Source organism: Marinobacter antarcticus (assembly GCF_011049865.1).
Taxonomy (GTDB): domain Bacteria; phylum Pseudomonadota; class Gammaproteobacteria; order Pseudomonadales; family Oleiphilaceae; genus Marinobacter; species Marinobacter antarcticus_A.
This window is the reverse complement of the sequence record NZ_DRGY01000046.1, coordinates 1-17,682: the sequence shown is the minus strand read 5'-3', so window position 1 is coordinate 17,682 and position 17,682 is coordinate 1. Positions and strand designations below refer to the sequence as shown.

Here is a 17,682-nt window from a genome sequence, read left to right as displayed (position 1 = left end):
CCCCTAACGCAGATCAGGATTTAACGAATAGGTTCCGGTCACGCGTCCACTGGCTAACACGTGGCCATCCATAGCGTTGCGCACGGCCTCGCCATCAAATTCCCGCGGCAGGCCAAGCGACTCCACATCCAGCGCATGCACCTCGTAGTGATAGTGGTGCAAAAGCTCATCATTCCAGGGCGGGCAAGGGCCGTCATAACCGCTATAAGTGCCTGCCATGTCGGGATTTCCAGCCAGGAACTGGGTAAAATTATTGACCCCGCGCAGGCCTACCGGGCCGGGACCGCCCTCTTTGCCTTTGGGTGTAACGCCATCGCTGTCTTCACCCTCCGGAATGCGGCTGACATTCGCAGGGATATCCACCAGCAACCAGTGAAAGAAATCCACCCTCGGAAGGTCTTTGGAAATCGTTTTACCTTCCTGATTTGCATCCTCCGCCACACTGGGCACATCCGGATCAAACATCATCACAACGAAGCTCTTTGTGCCTTCCGGTGCGTCTTCCCAGAACATTTCCGGGTTACGGTTGGCACCAAAGCTCATGTGATCTTCCGGGCTGAACACGCCGAACGCGAATATTTCCGGGACCGGCTTGCCCTCTTCAATACCCTCAACGTTCAGTTTCATAGCAGCTTCTCCTGTCGATTATTGCAGTTAACAACGGGGCTTTATCTGTGTGATTGTGCCAGAGACCAGCCCATTCTGTGCTAAAACGTCGTATCAACGGTATCGTACTATATTCAGCCAACGTATAAACGGAGACCAGATGAGCGAGCACAAGCCCGGCCAGCCCCAACAACCACAGAACCAGCTGGATGAAGACGCCATCGCCTTCGCACAGGGCATTTTTGAACTGGCGCGCAACGGCGGCACCAACATGCTGCGCCCTATGCTGGAAGCCGGCGTGCCCGTAAACATGCGCACCAGCAGTGGCGAAAGCCTGCTGATGCTCGCCGCCTCGAATGGCCATGCTGATACCGTGCAACTGCTGCTGGAAAAAGGCGCCAATCCGGAACTGCAGGATACAGATGGCAATACGGCACTGAGCCTTGCCCGCGCAACAGGCGCGCAGGACGCGATCAAACACCTGGAGCGTTAGCCCCGAATTTCTCAAAGAGCAGCACATGTTCAACAATGGCGAAATTATTCATCACAGCCGGGACAAACTCGGCAGCATTCTGGTGATCGACTACCGAAAACACCGGGTACTGACCTTCAACTCGATGTTCGAGCAAAGCAAAATCGACCGGCGATACCCGCACCTTCCAATACACGAATACAGCCGGGCCATGCTGCTGCCCGCCGCCTTTAGCAGTCCGCAACACGTCACCATACTGGGGTTAGGCGGCGGCGTGATGGCCAGCGCCTTTCACCACCTTTATCCGGAGTGCCACGTGCACGCGGTGGAACTGCGCCAGGCGGTACTGGATGTAGCCAGGGAATACTTCGGACTGCCCGACAGCGAACGCCTCAGCGTTACCATTGCCGATGCCCGCAATGCGCTGAACAGTATTCCCGGTGCCAGTACCGACATAATTCTGGCCGACTTGTACAACGCAGACCGAATGAGCCCGGCACAGGCGCAGCGCCAGTTTATAGAAGGCTGCAGTCGGGCATTGAGCCCCGATGGCTGGCTGGTTCTGAACTACCACCGCACTCCCGACCCCGATGGCCCCTACTTCCGCCAGTTAAAGAAACACTTTGCCGCGCTGTTGGTATTCCAAAGCAAAACCAACAACACCATTGTGTACGCAAGCAAACAGCCGTTCGCAGACATTCACCCAAAAGATCCGTCACTTGCCAGGCTTGAGAAGCGACTGCCGATCGACTGGAGCCGGCTAATGAGCAGGGTTAGCAGGTTTTGAGTCCAGCCGGAGAAAGAGGCTGCCTCAAGCCCACTTTTCCCGCGGCGCTGTGTAGCGCCTGAACCCATCAACCAGTTCTGTTGGTGTTTTTGCCTGCACCACCATGTCGAGACTTGGCTGTTTCGCTTTTGATGAAAACCGATCTGCGCCCAGGTCCACACCTCGAATACTTCCTCCCGCGTGCAGACACCGCATCGGCAATTATCCCCATGAGGCCAACGTTGCCTGAGCGGGAACCACCGTAAACTGCTACCCTCATACTTTAATGTCTCTTGCTGTATGTTGAATGGTGAATACGTGTTCCGACCAATTGTACTGCCTGCCCGCAGCGCGTTAGAATAATTTCCGCAGTGTTAGCAGTACCCTGGTCAGTACCCTACCTTGCAAGCAATCCCCAGTGACGACAGCCAAGCGCTTTTCTGAAAGAGCGCTTGGCTTTCTTTACTTACAGGTCTGATTACTATGGATAGTCCTCATCATATTGTTGTCGTCGGCGGCGGTGCCGGCGGTCTTGAGCTTGTTACCCGCCTGGGTAGAAAGCTTGGAAAAAAGGGCAAAGCACGCATTACCCTCGTGGATGCTGGCCTTACCCACGTGTGGAAACCCCTGCTGCACGAGGTTGCATCTGGCTCTCTGGATGCCAATTCCAATGAAGTGAACTACAGAGCCCACGCCCGCCAGCACCACTATGAGTTCCAGCTTGGGCGAATGAGCGATATTAACCGCGAAACCAAAACACTGACGATATCGCCCTTCCTCGATGGAGACGGCAATGAGGTGGTACCCGAGCGTAATCTTCGGTACGACACTCTGGTTATCGCAGTCGGCAGTACCGCCAATGATTTCGGCACGCCCGGCGCGCAGGATAACTGCCTGTTTCTGGACAGCCTGAAGCAGGCCCGGCGCTTCCACGACCTGATGCTGAACGCCTTCTTGCGCAAAAACCACGAAGGCCGACAAGGCCGGGAGCATATGCTGAACATCAGCATTATAGGTGCCGGGGCCACCGGCGTTGAGCTGGCCGCAGAGTTGCGGCTGGCTTCCCGTGAGTTGCCGGTGTACGGCATGAACTACCTGAAAGATTCCGATGTGTGCATCACCGTGATCGAGGCGGCCAACCGGATTTTGCCCGCACTCCCTGAACGGCTATCGGCGGCGGCCGCCAAAGAATTAGCAAACCAGCACGTGAAGGTTCTGAATGGCCAACCCGTAAGCGAAATTCGCCCCGGCCTTGTGGTGCTGAAAGATGGCACAGAACTGCCCTCGGAAATGACCATTTGGGCTGCTGGCATCAAGGCGCCCGTTTTTCTGGCCGATCTGGACGGGCTGGAATCCAACCGGGGCAATCAACTGGTTGTGCACCAAACGCTGGAAACCACCCGCGACGCCAACATATTCGCCTTCGGTGACTGTGCTGCCTGCCCGCAACCAAATTCAGAACGTCCCGTGGCACCCCGAGCGCAAGCCGCTCACCAGCAAGCCAACACACTGTTTAAAACCCTGCGTAACCGGCTGGAAAACGAAGACGCTGTGCCCTTTGTTTACAGCGATTACGGCTCGCTGATCAACTTCAGCCACTACACCACCGTTGGCAACCTGATGGGCAGCCTCTCAGGCCGCAGCATGTATATTGAAGGCAAGGTAGCGCGGATGTTTTATGTGTCGCTGTACCGCATGCACCAGGTAGCGCTGCACGGGTTTTTCCGCACGGGCGTGATCTGGTTTATGGATAAAATCGGCCGGGCGATGCATCCGAGGATGAAGTTGCATTGATGGGCTAATGGCCGGCCGATTGGCGAAAAGTTTGTTCTCCGGGCTGGTCTTATCTTGGCTTTGCCAACGAAATTGCTGCCCGTCTATCCAGTGGTCCACATAGCGATGGTTATCTGCTCTACCTTGTTTGTTCAATGTGGGCGTTCTCGGGCAAAGGCGTTGTTACAATCAAACCGTCCCTCACAAAGTCCTGCAACACAATATCGTAAGTCCCGTCTGGAACCTCTTTGGCGATTTGATAAACCATTCCGCTATCGTCTTTTAAAGCCACCTGTAAATCCAATACTCTGGAATAGCATATTGGTGCTTTATTCGCATCCCGAACCATTAACACCTTCGGCTTGAGTTTGTGCTGGGCATGGCTTTCGACCACGATACCCACTTCTCCGTTCACCATTTCGACAATGGATCCGGGTGGATAAATGCCCACCATCTGGATAAACGCATCAGCCAGCTCGGTGTCAAACTGGGTTCCGCGATTATTGTAGATGATGTCCAGAGCATGCATGGACGCCAGGGCTTTTTGATAAACACGCTTGCTGGTAATTGCATCATAGGTATCCACCAGCGCGATGATCTTCGCAAAGTAGGGTATGTTTTCCGCCGGGAGTCCCCTGGGGTAGCCTTTCCCGTCGACCCGTTCGTGATGACAAAACGCCACATCCACTGCGGTTTTCAGGGGGGCGCCAGTGCTCATAAGAATGGCACGCCCATGAACCGTATGGTTTCGCATTAACGCAAACTCTTCGTCAGTCAGGCTGGATGGTTTATTCAACACCTCGTTCGGAATTCTGACTTTACCAACATCGTGCAGCAGGCCGCATAGCGCCAAATTCTGAATCTCACCCTTCATTAAGCCCAGAGACTTTCCAAACGCGGCGGCCAGAATGGAAACGTTGATGCAATGCTCGGCGGTATACTCATCCTGATTCTTGATCTTGGTGAGCAGCATCAAGGCATTCTCATTGCGCAGCACACTCTCTACACAGCTATTAACGACCGTTCGGGCGTTGTTAATATCCAACGTGCGGCTAATACGCAAGCCAGACATGATCGACTTGGCCGTGCTCTGAGCCTCTTCAAAGCGCATAGTGGCCGTTTGCATTTCGCGGCCCACGCTTACCTGATTCATGTAGGAAACGCGCTTTCGGGACGCAGGCCGAGTTGCACCGGGTTTAGGCGCTTGCGCATCCGTCTGTTTGCGCTTGAACATCCCCGCGAGACGACCCGGGCCTGCAGCTTTCTTGCCGGATTCCCTCTGTTTTTTGACCACACCCTGTACAACAACGACATCACACTGACGACGCAGCGCATGAATTTCTGACATATGATTGATAACAAATCCCTGCACGAGAAAGTCTGTTTCCTCCCAGGATCTATCCAAGCGGGTCACATGCATGCCAATTTCCAGATCGGCCACATCGATCTGGGTTTCAATAAGCTCACTGTACGTGCCGCGCATCGCTCTCGCCTAAAAATGAAAAGCCCTAACTTGATCATCCCACGAATTTAGTACAAAAAAAGCATGCGCTCTGTTAAATACGGTTAAACCCTGTTCGATGCCGTGTTTTCCGGCACGGCCTCAAGTTTGGAAATAGTCGCTCGGGCCAATGCAGACAGCTCTGCCGGGTTTTCGTTAGCGTAGGCAATGATTTGTTGCTTCATGCTGCGGGCCCAGAACTTATGCAGATGATCGGCAGCCACGTCGGTTACCTTGTCGTCATCACCGTGATGCCGATTATTGGCGATAATCTGGTCGATCATTTTGATCAGGTTGTTTAATTGCTGGTCACTCACAACGCATTCTCCTGAGCAGTTTCATTACCGCGTGCGTAAATAACGTGGCGGCCGGGGCGAGCGAAGCCGATAAGGTTCATGCCGCTTTTGCGCGCATCACGAATGGCAAGAGCGGTAGGTGCAGACACGGCCACCAGCGTTCCTATGCCTACGCTGGCGCTTTTTTGTACCATTTCAAAACTGGCCCGGCTGGAGATCAGCGCGAAGCCATTGATAAAGGCCTGATCACCCTGTTCACGCAGGCGGGCGCCTATGAGCTTGTCCAGCGCATTGTGGCGGCCCACGTCTTCCCGGGCCTGAACAATGCGGCCCTGGGCATCGCACCAGGCGGCGCCGTGCGTGGCGCCCGTTTGCTGCTGCAGCGGCTGATGCTGTTTCAGATCTTGCAATGCAATCTGCACGGCCCCATCGTCAGGCAGCGGCTGTGACACTACTCGGCCAAGGGTTCGAACCACATGGGCCAGGGATTCGGTGCCACATAAGCCGCAACCGGTTCGGCCGGTCATGTTGCGGCGCTGCTCCCGCAACCGTGCGTAACAATCGCCGGCGATGTGCATGTCTACTTCTATGCCCTCTTCGCCCGGCCTTATCTCTACGCTGAACAACTGGTCCGGCCTCTGCAAAATGCCTTCGCTTATGCTGAACCCCAGAGCAAAATCTTCAAGATCACAGGGCGACGCCATCATTACGGCGTGGGATACGCCGTTATAGACCATGGCAACTGGAATTTCTTCCGCAACCAGATCGTGTGACTGGGCGCCCTCAACACCACCTCGCACGCTCACCCAGACTTCACTCACGGTGGGTGGCGAAGCACTGGAGGTTGAATCATCAGCCACGGCAACTGCCCTCTGGCTACTTGAGTGCGTGTGCATGGCTGTTGTCCTGCTCATCCATGGCCGGTTTCAACAATGCCTGCTGGCGCTTGTCGAAATCGACAAAGTTGCGCTGCCAGTCGGATGGCTGAGACACTTTTTCCACCTGCACCGCCGTTACCTTGTATTCCGGGCAGTTGGTTGCCCAGTCCGAGTTGTCGGTGGTGATAACGTTGGCGCCGCTTCCAGGGTGATGGAAGGTGGTGTAAACCACGCCGGGCAACATGCGGGTGCTGAGTTTTGCACGCAGCACGGTGTGGCCCACGCGGCTGCTGATACCCAACCAGTCACCGTCTTTCACGCCGCGCAATTCTGCATCGCTGGGATGCAGTTCCAGCAAATCTTCCTCGTGCCAGTCGCTATTGCTGGTACGGCGGGTCTGCGCGCCCACGTTGTACTGGGACAATATGCGTCCGGTGGTCAGCAACAGCGGGAAGCGACGTGTAGCTCGCTCCTCAGAAGCCAGGTATTCGGTTACCGCAAAACGACCTTTACCGATCGGGAAGTCAACGGTATGCATGGTCGGCGTGCCATCGGGATGCTCGTCGTTACACGGCCACTGTATGCTGCCTTGCTGCTCCAGCTTGTCGTAACTGACGCCGGTGAATGTGGGGGTCAACAGCGCAATCTCTTCCATGATTTCAGAGGGATGGTTGTAACTCATCGGGTAACCCAACGCATTCGAAAGCGCCACGGTCACTTCCCAGTCTTCCATGCCGGCAACGGGTTCCATCACTTTACGCACGCGGTTGATGCGGCGCTCCGCGTTGGTGAAGGTGCCGTTCTTTTCCAGGAAGGTAGAGCCTGGCAACAATACATGAGCGAACTTGGCGGTTTCGTTAAGGAAGATATCCTGCACGATCACGCAGTCCATAGCTCTCAGTGCCGCTTCCACGTGCTGAAGGTTGGGATCCGACTGGGCAATGTCCTCACCCTGCACATACAGCGCCTTGAAGGTTCCGGCGATGGCTGCGTCAAACATGTTGGGAATACGCAGGCCCGGCTCACTGTCGATGGGTACGCCCCACACAGCTTCGAAGCGTCCACGCACGGCGGGATCGTTCACATGTTGGTAACCGGGTAGCTCATGGGGAAACGATCCCATGTCGCAGGAGCCCTGCACGTTGTTCTGGCCGCGCAACGGGTTTACACCGCCACCTTCGCGGCCAATGTTACCGGTCGCCAGCGCCAGGTTGGCGATGCCCATCACCATGGTGGACCCCTGGCTGTGCTCGGTCACGCCCAAACCGTAATAAATAGCACCGTTCCCGGCCTTGGCGTATTCCCGGGCCGCTTCGCGTACCTTGGCAGCCGACACCCCGGTCACTTCTTCCATGGCTTCCGGAGAGTTGCGTTCTTGGGCAATAAAGGTGCGCCAGGTGCTGTAAGCCTCGGTGTCGCAGCGGCTGTTGATAAAGTCTGTGTCTTCCAGGCCCTCGTTCACAATGACGTGGGCCATGGCGTTCACCATGGCCACGTTGGTACCCGGGCGCAATGGAAGATGCAGGCCTTCGCTGGCATGGGGTGTATTCAGTATGTCGATTTGACGTGGATCAATTACGATCAGCTTCGCACCCTGGCGCAAACGCTTACGCATCAGCGAACCAAACACCGGGTGAGCGTCGGTGGGGTTGGCACCAATAACCACAATGGTGTCGGCTTTCATAACCGAATCAAAGGTTTGGGTGCCCGCCGATTCGCCCAGCGTGGTTTTGAGGCCATAACCGGTGGGGGAGTGGCACACACGCGCACAGGTGTCGGTGTTGTTGTTGCCGAAGGCTGCGCGCACCATCTTCTGTACCAGATAGGTTTCTTCGTTGGTGCAGCGCGAGGAGGTAATACCGCCAATGCTTTCACGGCCGTATTGGGCCTGAATACCTTTGAGCTTGCTGGCGGAGAACGCCAGCGCTTCGTCCCAGGACACAACCTTCCACGGGTCGTTGATGGAATCCCGAATCATCGGTTCTTTAATGCGGTCTTTGTGCGTGGCATAGCCAAAAGCAAACCGGCCCTTCACACAGGAATGTCCATGGTTCGCGTCGCCGCCCTTATAAGGCACCATGCGCACCAACTGGTCGCCCTTCATCTCCGCTTTGAACGAACAGCCCACGCCGCAATACGCGCAGGTTGTCACCACGCTGTGCTCTGGCTGGCCGGCGTCAATCACGGTCTTTTCCATCAGCGTGGACGTCGGGCAAGCCTGTACACAGGCGCCGCAGGATACGCACTCGGAATCCATGAACGGGTCGTTCTGGCTGGCGACCACTTTGGAATCGAAACCCCGGCCTTCAATGGTCAGTGCAAAGGTGCCCTGAACCTCTTCGCAGGCTCGCACACAGCGTGAACATACAATGCACTTGCTCGGATCGAAGCTGAAATACGGGTTGGAATCGTCAATTTCGGCATCCAGGTGATTCTCGCCTTCAAAACCGTAACGCACTTCACGCAGGCCGACCGCACCGGCAACGTCCTGCAATTCACAATCACCATTCGCCGGACAGGTCAGGCAATCGAGCGGATGATCAGAAATGTACAGCTCCATGATATTGCGACGCAGTTTTGCCAGTTTTCCGTTCTGGGTGGTTACGTCCATGCCCTCGGCCACGGGCGTGGTGCAGGAGGCCGGATAACCTCGGCGACCCTCAATTTCGACCGCGCACAGACGACACGAGCCAAAAGGCTCCAGGTTGTCAGACGCGCACAGTTTGGGAATATTGATGCCTGCCAACGCGGCGGCACGCAACACAGAGGTGCCCTCCGGCACGGTGATCTCACGGCCATCAATAGACATGGACACCAGGTTTTCGGACACGCTAGCCGGGGTTCCCAGATCTAGGGAAAAACGGTCAAAATCGGGGTTCAGACCGTTCTTGCCGGGCTCGTAGCTTTGGGTGCTCGGATCGTAATAGTGCAACATGTCATGCCTCCACTGGGCGCGGGCTGGCCATCAGGTCTTCAGGGAAATATTTCATAACGCTCTGTACCGGAAAAGGCGTCATGCCGCCCATAGCACAAAGAGAACCGTCCACCATGGTTTCGCACAGTTCTTCCAGCAAAACCAGATTGTTATCACGATCGTCACCGGCGCGGATTCGATCAATCACTTCTACACCACGCACCGAACCAATTCGGCACGGCGTGCATTTACCACAGGATTCCACTGCGCAGAACTCCATGGCAAAACGCGCCTGTTCGGCCATATCCACGGTGTCGTCAAACACCACCACGCCACCGTGGCCGATGCCGGCGCCGAGTTTGGCGAAGGCTTCATAATCCATCGGCGTGTCCCACTGATCTTCTGGCATATACGCCATCAACGGTCCGCCTACCTGCACGGCTTTCATGGGCCGACCGGTGAATGTGCCGGCACCAAAATCGTCCAGTATCTTGCGCAGGGTAACGCCAAACGCCAACTCAATCAGGCCGCCCTGTTTGATATTGCCGGCTAGCTGAATGGGCAGGGTGCCCAGCGAGCGCCCCATGCCGTAATCGGCATAAGCTTTGCCACCGTGGGCGAGGATGTAAGGCACGGCTGCCAGTGACAGCACGTTATTCACCACGGTGGGCTGGCCAAACAAGCCCTTGATGGCAGGTAAGGGCGGTTTGGACCGTACCAGCCCACGTTTGCCTTCGAGGCTTTCCAGCAAGGAGGTTTCCTCACCGCAAATATAGGCGCCGGCACCAAGCCGTACGTCAAGGCGGAAGGCGCGACCCGTGCCACACACGTTATCGCCCAGATAGCCTTGCGCTTCGGCCCTGCGAATGGCTTCATCCAATAACTTTTGCGACAGCAAATATTCCGAACGTACGTAAATAAAACCCTGGGTTGCCCCGACAGCAAGGCCTGCGACGGTCATGCCTTCAATCAGCATGTACGGATCGCATTCCATTACCAGGCGGTCGGCAAAGGTGCCGGAATCGCCTTCGTCGGCGTTGCAAACGATGTATTTTTGCTGGTTTTGAGGCTCATCCAGCACGGTCTGCCATTTAATACCTGCCGGGAAGGCGGCGCCGCCACGGCCGCGCAGGCCAGAGGTTTTCACTTCGTCTACAATCTCTTGCGGCGTCATCACTGCGGCCTGTTTCAGGCCGGCAAAACCACCGTGAGCGATGTAATCGTCAATACAAATGGGGTCTGTGATGCCAATGCGCGCAAAAGTAAGGCGCTGCTGCTGTTTCAGGTAGGGGTGCTGCGCAATATCACCCAGATACAATGGGTGTTCGGCGTTGCCATCCAATAAACCGCCAGCGACCAAAGCTTCTATCTGATCCGGTTCCACCGGGCCGTAAGCCACGCGGCCATGGGGTGTCTCCACCTCAACCAGCGGCTCCAGCCAGAACAGTCCACGAGAGCCGTTGCGCACCAGGCGGATATCCCGGCTTTGCGCGGCGGCCGCAAGCTGCAACTCTTGCGCCACACGGTCGGCGCCCAGAGAGAGAGCAGTGGTATCGCAGGGCACATAAATTGTTGTTGTCATCGGACTTGCTCCTGCTTTTATTTTAGCTGCAAAACGGACGTTGTCAGTTTGTCCGCAAGCTGATCAAATTTCTGTGGGGTCATTCGTCCGATAATGTCGTTATTCACCCGGATAGAGGGGCCGCACGCACAGTTGCCAAGGCAATAGACCGGTTCGAGCGTAAATTCATTATCGGCGGTGGTATCGTGATAGCCCACGCCCAGCCTTTCCTGAACATGGCGCTCAAAGGCGCGGCCGCCGCGGGCCTGGCAAGCTTCGGCTCGGCAGACCTCCAGCACGTTGCTGCCCGTTGGACGAGTACGAAAATGATGATAGAAGCTGATCACCCCGTGTATATCAGCCCGGGTCTGCTGCAGCATGTCAGCAATAATAGGTATGGCCGCCTCTGGCACGTAGCCAATGCGGTCTTGGATGGCGTGCAAAATGGGTAACAGCGCCCCTGGCTCGTGCTGCAGGGCTGCGACTTCTTCACGGATGGTGTCGGTGTTCCAGTCGCCGGCATTGGGCAACGTTGTGTCTGTCGTTTTGGGGTCAGCTCTCTCTGACATATGCATAACTGTTCCTACCTGTTTTTATTCTGATACAGTAGCGAAGCTATCAACTACGCCAAATTAGCACTCCAAACACCACCACGGAATATGAATAAAAATGCATAATAAAAAATTGACCATATCCCCTGCGTGGGTCTTTCGTACCGACACCGACGAACTCTTTGAACCGGTTCTGTTTCGGCTGCTGGAAAGCATCCGTGATACCGGCAAACTTACCGTTGCCGCCGCCGCGGCCGGCATTTCCTACCGCCACGCCTGGAACCTTCTTAATCGTGGCGCCGATATTCTGGGCTTACCACTGGTGATTATGCGCAAAGGCCATGGTAGCCAGCTCTCTGCCTTGGGCGAAAAATTGCTGTGGGCGGAACACCGGGTAAAAGCCCGCCTGGGCCCACAGATCGACAGCATGGCCGCAGAACTAAACGACCAGATACAGCAGCTGCTGTCCGGTGCGCATCCTACTTTGCGCCTGCATGCCAGCCACGGCTATGCCGTTGCTTTGCTGCCGGAGTTCTCCGAACAGATAAATATAAACCTGCAGTACCGCAATCCCGAAGAAGCACTGTCTGCACTCAATCGCGGCGAGTGCGATGTTGCAAGCTTTCACTTGCCGACCTGCCCGAGACTCGCCCGACAGATCATCAGCCACTATCAGCACCACCTCGACGACGACAATCACCGGCTGATTCGCTTTGTTATCCGTCGCGAAGGTCTGATGATGCGTAAAGGCGAGCATGACAACATTCGCACTTTGCATGACCTGAGCGCTTCCGGGCTAAGCTTCGTCAGCCGTGACCGCCATTCCGGTACTCGAATCCTCCTCAACCTACTGCTGAAGCAACAAGGCCTCGCTGAGGACAGCATCAATCGAACCTTCCAACCTGAATTCACTCATACCGCCATCGCGGCTTTCGTGGCTTCGGGTATGGCAGAAATCGGTTTTGGCGTGCAGGCAGCGGCAGAGCAGTTCAATCTGAATTTTATTGAAATGGCCAGCGAGCACTACATGCTGATATACCGCCAGGATCGTATGCCTCCTGCCACACTCCGCTATCTGACAACGCTTCTGCAATCACCAACTCTGGTAGATCGCATCACTGGTGTGTCGGGTTACGAGCCAGACAGACCCGGCGAGATCACCACGTTTGACGCGCTGACTGCCGGGACCACCTGAACCTCACTCAAAACAATGCAGAAGCCTTTGCGATGGCAATGTAGAGCCCGATCAGGAAGGGCACGCCCACTGCCAACCAGGCCAGCACTCCGGTAATCCCGAAAGCGCCGCGTGCGGCCGTCTGGGCGTCTGCAGAAACACCGTTATCCCTCTGCAGCATGCGCTCCTTAGCCAACTCGTCATCGGTCATGTGCAATGATGAATCGACCGGCTTGATCAAGCTGTTGCAGATCAAACCAAGCACCAACAACCCAACCATGATGTAGAGCGTGCGATCGTATACGAGCGCAGGCTCAATGCCCGCTTTAAGCTGTACTTCTCGAATCAGCGCAATCACCACCGGCCCAACCAGGCCTGCTGCGGTCCACGCTGTCAGGAGGCGGCCGTGGATAGCACCCACCATCTGAGTGCCGAAAATATCAGCAAGATACGCCGGCACGGTCGAAAAGCCACCGCCATACATACTCAGGATTATGCAGATGGATATCACAAACATGCCGGCCATTCCGAGGTGTCCCCAGGTAGGCAACAGGCCGTACAACGCAATGCCAAGCACAAAGAATGTGAGGTACGTGTTTTTGCGACCCAACTTGTCAGAAAGCGATGCCCAGAACAGGCGTCCAACGCTGTTAAACAGGCTGATCAGCCCAACCAAGCCGGCTGCAGCGGCTACAACGGCCGTTTTCTGAGCTGCGGTGAGCGCCACTGCCGAATCCTGGATGCCCACAAGAGCGCCACCAAACACGTCCTGCAGCATTGGACTGGCCATGGAGATTACTGCAATGCCCGCCGTTACGTTGAGGAACAACGCGCTCCAGATCAGCCAGAACTGTTTTGTTTTCCAGGCGCGGTTCAGGTGCACATGCCCATGAGTGATCATGGTATTGGCTTGTTGACCCTTAGCCGGCTCCCAGCCTTGTGGCTTCCAGCCGTTGGGAGGTACCCGAAAGCCCAGCGCGCCGGCCATCATTATGAAGAAATAAATCACACCCATGACCATCAACGTGCTGGCAACACCCTTACCACCGTCAGACGAGAAATTACCCATCAACCAAACGGCCAAAGGCGCGCCCACCATGGCGCCGCCGCCATAACCCATAATCGCAAAACCGGTTGCCATACCGCGACGATCCGGGAACCACTTGATCAACGTCGACACAGGCGTGATGTAACCAAGCCCCTGGCCAACGCCGCCCAGCACGCCGACGCCAAGATAAAGCAGCCAGAGTTGATGCATCATCACACCCACGCCGCCCAGAATCATACCGCCGCCCCAGCACAGTGCTGCGATAGCACCGGCTTTACGCGGGCCAGCATGCTCAAGCCAAGCGCCCCAAAGCGCCGCCGAGATGCCCAGCATGGCAATAAATATACCGAAGGTGTAAGTAACGTGGCTAACCGCCCAGTTACAGGACGTGGTGGTCAGCGCCTGAAAAAAGCCGACATCCGCGCAGGCAACCGGGTCTGCGCCGGCTACAAGATTGGCCATAGGCAACCAGAATACCGAAAAGCCGTAGGCCATGCCGATACACAGGTGAATCGCGAGTGCCGCCGTGGGTACAAGCCAGCGGTTGAAGTCCGGGCCGGCAACGGTATTTTCCCGGTCGAAAAAGCCAGGCTTAGCGCGCGAGGTATCGCCGCTGAACGAGCGGTCTTCGGCTATCCCATCCATAAACAAACCCTTTTGTTTTTGTCATATTGTTATTGGTTTCATTGAGGTTGTGGTCCATCTGTCAGCTTATATATGTACTACTGTGCATATATGACTAATTGATAAACGTCAAAATCCTCTGAAATGATTTGATTCTCTGCCATGAAAAACATCAATTAGCTAAAAGTATTATGAATTTCTATGCTTATATGTAAAACAGAGAATACGCTTGCTTGTCTACTTGGCCCGCGATGGGCAAACTTGGGGAAACGATGGAGCGGGTGATGGGAATCGAACCCACGTGTGCAGCTTGGGAAGCTGCCGTTCTACCATTGAACTACACCCGCCAGAAGGCGTGACTACCCGCGCAATATAAGCGCTTCGACCGGCCCCCGGCAAGCATTCTCTTATGGAGTTCTGATGGATCCAACGCTCACCCTGGTAGGTGCCCTGATGATTGTCATCAGCATCGTACTGAGCCCACTATCCAGCCGGGTTGGCATGCCGGTACTGCTGATTTTCCTGGCGGTGGGCATGATGATGGGCAAGGACGGCCCGGGCGGCATTCAATTCGACGACTTCCAACTCTCTTTCCTGGTTGCCAATCTGGCACTGGGCGTCATTCTGCTTGACGGCGGCATGCGCACCCGCGCAGAAACGTTCCGGGTTGGTTTGAAACCAGCGCTGGTTTTGGCAACGGTGGGTGTTGCCATGACGGCGCTGGGGGCAGCATTCGTTGCCTGGCTGGTTTTCGACCTGCGCTGGATGACCGCCCTGCTCATTGGCGCCATCATCTCTTCTACCGACGCAGCGGCCGTATTTTCCCTGCTGCAGGGTCGCGGATTGCACCTGAATGAGCGTGTAAGCGCCACGCTGGAAATTGAATCCGGCAGTAACGACCCTATGGCCATATTCCTGACGCTGATGATGGTCACCCTGATCGGCAGCGGCGGTGAACACGCCATCCAGGATTCGCTGATTCTGCTGTTCAAGCAGTTCAGCATTGGCGGCGTTGGCGGTATTGTGGGCGGCTTTCTTATTGCCGAACTTGCCAATCGCATTCGCCTGACTCCGTCTCTTTACCCACTGCTGGTCGTCGCCGCCGGCATTCTGGTGTTTTCTGCCATCAACGCCCTCGGTGGCAGCGGATTTCTGGCCATCTATCTGTGTGGCGTTGTGATTGGTAACCGCCAGGTAAGGATGATGCCGATGATCCTTCAGGTACACGACGGCCTGGCGTGGCTGGCACAGCTGTGCCTGTTTCTGATTCTCGGCTTGCTGGTTAACCCCTCCGATCTGTTGCCACTGGCAGGAAGCGGCCTTGTTTTGGCGCTGGCGCTGATTTTTGTGATTCGTCCGCTCACGGTCATGCTTACCATCTGGCCTTTCGGTTTTAATCGCCGGGAACTGGCCTTTATCAGCTGGGTTGGGCTCCGGGGCGCTGTACCGATTGTTCTGGCCTTGTTTCCGATTATCGCCAACCTGCCCGAAGCACAGTTGGTTTTTCACGCCGCTTTCTTCATTGTGCTGGTTTCGTTGTTGGTTCAGGGCACGTCAATTACTCCGCTTGCGCGCTTACTGCGCCTTGAAATACCGGCTAACGACGAGCCTTTCCGCCGCTTGCCGCTGGACGCGCCCGCGGCGGGCGACCATGAGCTGATGCTGTTCCCTTTGAGAGGCGAAAACTGGGAAATCCCCCGAGTGCTGGGTCAGCTTCGCTTCCCGGAAAACACCGCCGTGGCCGGGGTGTTCCGCAATCGGGTTTGCCTGCAACCCAAGGCGGACCTGGAAGTATCCAGCGGCGATATGGTTGCCATGTTTGCCACGCCCAGCGTGCTAAAAGAGCTAGGTAAGTCGCTGAGTGGCCGCCATGCACCGAAATATCTCGCGGAAAGGGCTTTCTTCGGCGATTTTGTGCTGAACGGAGATGCCCTGCTCGGTGACGTGGAGCAGGTTTACGGCATAGAGTTCAATGAATTGCCACCGGAATTGTCGCTTACGGAATGCTTCGCCCGGCGCACCAAAGGCCACCCGGTTGTTGGCGACATCGTGGTTTTAGGACCCGTTACCTTGGTAGCCAGGGCCACAGAGGCAGATCAGGTTACCAAGGTTGGCCTGAGAATGGACAAATCATAAAATGTTCGGCAGCTGCAACGGATAACTGTAAAAGTTAACAAAACCCTTTAACGTCTGGTTGATGGGTTATGTTATAAACGGTCATGTACAAAGATTAATCATTGGTAAGTTAAGGCTATGGCTATTTCCCGTTTATTAACCCCGTGCGTTCTGGCTCTGTTTTTTGCCGCAAGCTTGCCCGCCTGCGGCTCAGACTTGCTGGCGAAAGTAGACTCTCGCATGCCTGCAATGGAGAATTCGCCAGGCGAATCTCTGGTGATTAACAAGGTATTGGTAAAAAAAGGACAACGCCGTCTTTATTTGATGAACGGGGAAAAGGTGATCCGGAGTTATCGTATTTCGCTCGGCGATAATCCCGAAGGGCACAAGCTCTTTGAGGGCGACGAACGCACGCCGGAAGGCGACTACACGCTGGATTGGCGCAATTCCGGCAGCGATTTTTACAAGTCCATTCATATCTCTTATCCCAGCGGCAATGACCGTGAAATGGCGCAAAACTGGGGCCTCGACCCAGGTGGCAGCATTATGATTCACGGCCTGCCCAATGGTTCAGGCGACATGGCGTTCGCTTATACGGGTCTGGACTGGACCAACGGTTGTATAGCCGTTAACAACCAGGAAATGGACGAAATCTGGCAACTGGTGAACGACGGCACGCCAATACGCATCGTTCCCTGAACACCTTCCCACGGCGCAAGCATTAAGTTGTCGTCATGACCTGAAAAAATTCACGTACACTTAGTTAACATTTCCGTCCAGAGTGTTTTACACTGGTCTACGACTCCGATAGTTGTTAGACAACGATAATTGTTGGTCAATGTCTATCGGGCCGAAGCGGACAGGAAGTCGTCTGAACTGACTTTCGGATAAACAGGAAATAACTCGACCAATAAGGGGATTTACAATGCGTAAACTGACGATCGCTGGAATCGCACTGGCTACTGCTCTGACTGCAGGCTGTGCAACTACCGACCAGGGCGCTCTTGACGAAGCCAATGCGAGTGCTAACTCTGCTGAAATGAGTGCAGACAAAGCAATGAACACCGCTAACGGCGCTGCAAGCACCGCACGTTCTGCACAGAACACTGCAGACCGTGCTCTGGCCGCAGCGAAAGCAGCTCAGAAGTCTGCTGACGAAGCAAACGAGCGCGCTAAGCGTATGCTCGATCGTGCAAGCATGAAGTAAAGCTTCACGCTTAAGCACTGCGAAAAGGCCGGGGTTCCCGGCCTTTTTTTATGGTGCGCCAGGCATGGCGCGCAGCGCCTTGATGGCGCTATTCCCTGAGCTGTGGTGGCAATGGGATGACTTGGCGGTGCAAGTCCGCTACCGACCCGGCAAGGGGAACGGTTAGCCGAACGGCAAGGGTGTCCACCGCGAGGTG

Annotated in this window: 15 protein-coding genes and 1 tRNA gene; 7 read left to right on the top strand and 9 right to left on the bottom strand. The window is 55.6% G+C overall.

Annotated features, from left to right (window positions below; genetic code table 11):
* Positions 1 to 3: 3 nt before the first annotated feature.
* Positions 4 to 627 (bottom strand): YbhB/YbcL family Raf kinase inhibitor-like protein, encoded by a 624-nt coding sequence (locus ENI00_RS05755; protein ID WP_304100177.1) that lies wholly within the window; start codon positions 625 to 627, stop codon positions 4 to 6.
* A 139-nt stretch (positions 628 to 766) separates the two neighbouring features.
* Here ENI00_RS05755 and ENI00_RS05750 point away from each other — a divergent pair, with 139 nt between their 5' ends.
* The 3 genes from ENI00_RS05750 to ENI00_RS05740 all read left to right on the top strand — a co-directional run bounded on the left by ENI00_RS05750 (position 767) and on the right by ENI00_RS05740 (position 3,638).
* A complete protein-coding gene (locus ENI00_RS05750) occupies positions 767 to 1,099 on the top strand; it encodes an ankyrin repeat domain-containing protein (protein ID WP_304100175.1) in 333 nt (110 codons plus the stop codon).
* 25 nt (positions 1,100 to 1,124) lie between these two features.
* The gene (locus ENI00_RS05745; protein ID WP_304100173.1) at positions 1,125 to 1,865 is read left to right on the top strand and encodes a spermidine synthase; all 741 of its coding nucleotides are present in this window, start codon (positions 1,125 to 1,127) and stop codon (positions 1,863 to 1,865) included.
* Between the two features lie 462 nt (positions 1,866 to 2,327).
* Positions 2,328 to 3,638, top strand: a complete 1,311-nt coding sequence (locus ENI00_RS05740; RefSeq protein WP_304100170.1) for an NAD(P)/FAD-dependent oxidoreductase — start codon at positions 2,328 to 2,330, stop codon at positions 3,636 to 3,638.
* 118 nt (positions 3,639 to 3,756) lie between these two features.
* Here ENI00_RS05740 and ENI00_RS05735 read toward each other — a convergent pair whose 3' ends face one another.
* The 6 genes from ENI00_RS05735 to ENI00_RS05710 form a co-directional block, all read right to left on the bottom strand.
* Positions 3,757 to 5,100, bottom strand: a complete 1,344-nt coding sequence (locus tag ENI00_RS05735; RefSeq protein WP_304100167.1) for an HD-GYP domain-containing protein — start codon at positions 5,098 to 5,100, stop codon at positions 3,757 to 3,759.
* 83 nt (positions 5,101 to 5,183) lie between these two features.
* Entirely contained in the window at positions 5,184 to 5,435 is a 252-nt protein-coding gene (locus tag ENI00_RS05730) for a formate dehydrogenase subunit delta (protein ID WP_304100165.1), read from the bottom strand.
* Positions 5,432 to 6,310, bottom strand: a complete 879-nt coding sequence (fdhD, locus tag ENI00_RS05725; protein ID WP_304100161.1) for a formate dehydrogenase accessory sulfurtransferase FdhD — start codon at positions 6,308 to 6,310, stop codon at positions 5,432 to 5,434. The genes ENI00_RS05730 and fdhD overlap by 4 nt, the downstream gene beginning before the upstream one ends.
* Positions 6,291 to 9,227, bottom strand: coding sequence for a formate dehydrogenase subunit alpha (fdhF, locus tag ENI00_RS05720; protein WP_414674217.1), 2,937 nt, complete (start codon positions 9,225 to 9,227; stop codon positions 6,291 to 6,293). The genes fdhD and fdhF overlap by 20 nt, the downstream gene beginning before the upstream one ends.
* A 1-nt stretch (position 9,228) precedes the next feature.
* Complete coding sequence (locus tag ENI00_RS05715) at positions 9,229 to 10,788, bottom strand: formate dehydrogenase beta subunit (protein WP_304100158.1); 1,560 nt, start codon at positions 10,786 to 10,788, stop codon at positions 9,229 to 9,231.
* A 17-nt stretch (positions 10,789 to 10,805) separates the two neighbouring features.
* Positions 10,806 to 11,336: a formate dehydrogenase subunit gamma gene (locus tag ENI00_RS05710; protein ID WP_304100155.1), complete on the bottom strand. Its 531-nt coding sequence runs from the start codon at positions 11,334 to 11,336 to the stop codon at positions 10,806 to 10,808.
* Between the two features lie 100 nt (positions 11,337 to 11,436).
* On the opposite strand from ENI00_RS05710, the gene ENI00_RS05705 reads away from it, so the two are divergent.
* Complete coding sequence (locus ENI00_RS05705) at positions 11,437 to 12,513, top strand: substrate-binding domain-containing protein (protein WP_304100152.1); 1,077 nt, start codon at positions 11,437 to 11,439, stop codon at positions 12,511 to 12,513.
* A gap of 7 nt (positions 12,514 to 12,520) precedes the next feature.
* Here the strand turns inward: ENI00_RS05705 and ENI00_RS05700 are convergent, their stop codons facing one another.
* Positions 12,521 to 14,185 (bottom strand): L-lactate MFS transporter, encoded by a 1,665-nt coding sequence (locus ENI00_RS05700; RefSeq protein WP_304100148.1) that lies wholly within the window; start codon positions 14,183 to 14,185, stop codon positions 12,521 to 12,523.
* A gap of 252 nt (positions 14,186 to 14,437) precedes the next feature.
* A tRNA-Gly gene (locus tag ENI00_RS05695) sits at positions 14,438 to 14,511 on the bottom strand.
* Between the two features lie 73 nt (positions 14,512 to 14,584).
* Between ENI00_RS05695 and ENI00_RS05690 the strand changes: the two genes are divergently transcribed.
* The 3 genes from ENI00_RS05690 to ENI00_RS05680 all read left to right on the top strand — a co-directional run bounded on the left by ENI00_RS05690 (position 14,585) and on the right by ENI00_RS05680 (position 17,486).
* The gene (locus ENI00_RS05690) at positions 14,585 to 16,300 is read left to right on the top strand and encodes a potassium/proton antiporter (protein WP_304100144.1); all 1,716 of its coding nucleotides are present in this window, start codon (positions 14,585 to 14,587) and stop codon (positions 16,298 to 16,300) included.
* A gap of 117 nt (positions 16,301 to 16,417) precedes the next feature.
* Positions 16,418 to 16,978, top strand: a complete 561-nt coding sequence (locus ENI00_RS05685; protein WP_304100141.1) for a L,D-transpeptidase family protein — start codon at positions 16,418 to 16,420, stop codon at positions 16,976 to 16,978.
* 226 nt (positions 16,979 to 17,204) lie between these two features.
* On the top strand, positions 17,205 to 17,486 hold the full coding sequence (locus tag ENI00_RS05680) for an Lpp/OprI family alanine-zipper lipoprotein (protein ID WP_304100138.1): 282 nt from the start codon (positions 17,205 to 17,207) through the stop codon (positions 17,484 to 17,486).
* The last annotated feature ends 196 nt before the right edge of the window (positions 17,487 to 17,682 follow it).

Bases quoted from the DNA above. Each gene is read 5' to 3' on its own strand.
- ENI00_RS05755 (WP_304100177.1), bottom strand. From the start codon at position 627: ATGAAACTGAACGTTGAGGGTATTGAAGAGGGCAAGCCGGTCCCGGAA.
- ENI00_RS05710 (WP_304100155.1), bottom strand. From the start codon at position 11,336: ATGTCAGAGAGAGCTGACCCCAAAACGACAGACACAACGTTGCCCAAT.
- ENI00_RS05700 (WP_304100148.1), bottom strand. From the start codon at position 14,185: ATGGATGGGATAGCCGAAGACCGCTCGTTCAGCGGCGATACCTCGCGC.
- ENI00_RS05690 (WP_304100144.1), top strand. From the start codon at position 14,585: ATGGATCCAACGCTCACCCTGGTAGGTGCCCTGATGATTGTCATCAGC.
- ENI00_RS05735 (WP_304100167.1), bottom strand. From the start codon at position 5,100: ATGCGCGGCACGTACAGTGAGCTTATTGAAACCCAGATCGATGTGGCC.
- ENI00_RS05740 (WP_304100170.1), top strand. From the start codon at position 2,328: ATGGATAGTCCTCATCATATTGTTGTCGTCGGCGGCGGTGCCGGCGGT.
- fdhF (WP_414674217.1), bottom strand. From the start codon at position 9,227: ATGTTGCACTATTACGATCCGAGCACCCAAAGCTACGAGCCCGGCAAG.
- ENI00_RS05745 (WP_304100173.1), top strand. From the start codon at position 1,125: ATGTTCAACAATGGCGAAATTATTCATCACAGCCGGGACAAACTCGGC.
- ENI00_RS05705 (WP_304100152.1), top strand. From the start codon at position 11,437: ATGCATAATAAAAAATTGACCATATCCCCTGCGTGGGTCTTTCGTACC.
- ENI00_RS05685 (WP_304100141.1), top strand. From the start codon at position 16,418: ATGGCTATTTCCCGTTTATTAACCCCGTGCGTTCTGGCTCTGTTTTTT.
- ENI00_RS05680 (WP_304100138.1), top strand. From the start codon at position 17,205: ATGCGTAAACTGACGATCGCTGGAATCGCACTGGCTACTGCTCTGACT.
- ENI00_RS05715 (WP_304100158.1), bottom strand. From the start codon at position 10,788: ATGACAACAACAATTTATGTGCCCTGCGATACCACTGCTCTCTCTCTG.
- fdhD (WP_304100161.1), bottom strand. From the start codon at position 6,310: ATGCACACGCACTCAAGTAGCCAGAGGGCAGTTGCCGTGGCTGATGAT.
- ENI00_RS05750 (WP_304100175.1), top strand. From the start codon at position 767: ATGAGCGAGCACAAGCCCGGCCAGCCCCAACAACCACAGAACCAGCTG.